Source organism: Nocardia sp. NPDC004722, from assembly GCF_053601505.1.
Map to the genome: position 1 here is coordinate 1 of NZ_JBSGBY010000937.1, position 2,185 is coordinate 2,185.

At 68.0% G+C, this 2,185-nt stretch carries 3 protein-coding genes; 1 reads left to right on the forward strand and 2 read right to left on the reverse strand.

All coding sequences use genetic code 11. The annotated features are described in order from the left end of the window. Nucleotides 1-77 precede the first annotated feature (77 nt). Nucleotides 78-386 carry a hypothetical protein gene (locus tag ACWELQ_RS44290; protein WP_452402946.1) on the forward strand — a complete coding sequence of 103 codons (309 nt, stop codon included), beginning with the start codon at nucleotides 78-80 and terminating at the stop codon, nucleotides 384-386. 18 nt (nucleotides 387-404) lie between these two features. On the opposite strand, the gene ACWELQ_RS44295 is transcribed toward ACWELQ_RS44290, so the two are convergent. Together ACWELQ_RS44295 and ACWELQ_RS44300 are read right to left on the reverse strand one after the other, a co-directional pair. Then, nucleotides 405-1,124, reverse strand: coding sequence for a DsbA family protein (locus ACWELQ_RS44295; protein WP_452402947.1), 720 nt, complete (start codon nucleotides 1,122-1,124; stop codon nucleotides 405-407). Nucleotides 1,125-1,181: 57 nt separating this feature from the next. Beyond that, a partial coding sequence (locus tag ACWELQ_RS44300; protein WP_452402948.1) for an MFS transporter occupies nucleotides 1,182-2,185 on the reverse strand: 1,004 nt, incomplete at its 5' end.

Sequence of the window (2,185 nt, forward strand, 5' to 3'; positions counted from 1 at the left end):
GGCCGCACCCCACCCAGCGACCATGCAGTGGCGCACCGAAACACCCGAATTCCCCTGCGCCACTGCATGCTGGAGGCATGAGCGATCAAGCGGCAGACCTGCGCGACCCGGCACTACTCGATCAGCGGCGACGTTTGCTCCGCGAACGACTCCAACAGCTGCGCACCGAACTGGCCGAGCTCCGTGCCGCCTACCGCGACCTCCCCGATTCCGGACTGCTGCTGGACACCCCGGGGACAGGCGCTCTCACCTCCCCTGCCTACTGCATCGCCGGTGCCGCAGAGGTTTTCGAGGAATCCCTCATAGAACTCGACGCGGCAGACGACGCTCTCGGCCGCGCAGGCGACTACACCAGCCGCCTCCGCCGCCCCGTCCTCGACTCCTGAATCCTCGGCGCACGCAGCCTATTTGGCGGCGTCGAGCGCCCAGTTGTGGTTGCTCCGGTCGACCTTCTTGCCGTCGACCATCACCGTCGGAGTGCCCTCGAGCCCCTTCGCGGCCGCCTCGGCGTGCGCACGCGCCGAATCGACGCGCTCACCGGAGGCAATGCACTTCACGGCCTCGTCACTCGCGCCCGCCTGCTTGGCGATATCGGCCAACTCCTTGTTGTCGTGGTCGGCCCCGCCCTCGGACGGCTGCGCGGTGGTGAACAGCAGCGTGTGGAACTTGGCGTACACCGGCCCGTTCCCGTCCTCCGCCACGCATTCGTTGGCCGCGACCGCGCGCGTCGAGTAGTCCTTACTCTTGGAGGACCGATCCAGGAAGTTCACCAGCCGGTACCGCACCGCGATCTTCCCCAAATCGACCTGCTGGGCAATCTCCTGCCCGTAGTTCTTCTCCATACCCCCGCACGCCGGGCACAGTGGATCCTCGAAGATCTCAACGGTTTTCGCCACATTCGGCTTCCCGAGCACGATGGCCCCGTCCGAATCCAGCGCCACCGTCACCGCCGGATCATGCGCCGACCCGTACCCGTCATTACGAACCGTCTCCGCGGACCCCCGATTCCACAGATACAGTGCCCCCACAATCGCCACAACCACCACCAAGGCCACTCCGGCCAGCGCATAGGTGGTCCGGCTGGAAACCGGCTGCGGCGTGTGCTTCGAAGTCGGATTGCTCACCCGCAACACTCTGCACCACCGGCCCGGCCGCGCGATACCCACCCCGCCGACGTCGCGTCAGGCGGCGACGGGTTCCTTGCGGCGGAGGGTTTCCGGGGCCAGCAACCAGACGGCCGAGGCCGAAGCGAGGAGAACAGCGGTGACGCCCAGGGCCACGCCGTAGGAGACGCGGTCGGCGAGCATGCCGATGGCGTACGGCCCCAGGAAGGTTCCCAGGTCGGCTGACATCTGGTAGCCCGCGAGGACCGGGCCGCCGCGGCGGCCGGGGCCGATGATGTCGGCGACGGAGGCTTGCAGGGCCGGGGAGAACATGCCGGAGCCGATGCCTGCTACGCACGACGCGGCGAGTAGCCAGGGCAGGGTTGGGGACAGGCCGATTCCGGCGGTGCCGAGGGCGCAGACGAGGGTTCCGGCGATCAGGAAGGGTTTGCGGCCCAGTGTGTCCGACCAGCGGCCGGAGAGGAACAGGACCGAGGCGTTGCCCAGGGCGAAGGCCGTCAGCGCCACACCGGCCAGGGCCGCGTCCTGTTTCAGCACCTCGACCACGATCAACGGCACCAGCGCCATGCGGACGCCGAAAACGGCTGCGCCATTGCCGAAGTTGGCCCACAGCGCGGCGCGATAGGCAGGTTGCGCGATGCCTTCGCGGAAGGTCATGGCGGGCGTCCCGGTGCTGGTCTCCGGCAACGCCAGCGGCGAGTTCCGCAGGGCCACATACACGATCAGGCTGGCGATCAGCAGGGCCACGCAGTAGATGACGAACGGCGCGCGCAACCCCAGGAACGACAGCGCACCGCCCACCAGCGGCCCGCTGATCGACCCGATCAGGAAGCTGGTCGAGTACACGCCCGACACCCGGCCGCGTTCGGCGGGCGGCGACATCCGGATCACCAGACCCAACGAGGACACGGTGAACATGGTCGACCCGATCCCGCCCATCGACCGCAATACCAGCAGCTGCCAATAGCTTTGAGCGAAGGCACAGGCACCGGTCGACACCGCCACGATCAGCAGCCCCGTCAAATAACCCGGCCGCTCCCCCATCTGCTGCAACAACCGCC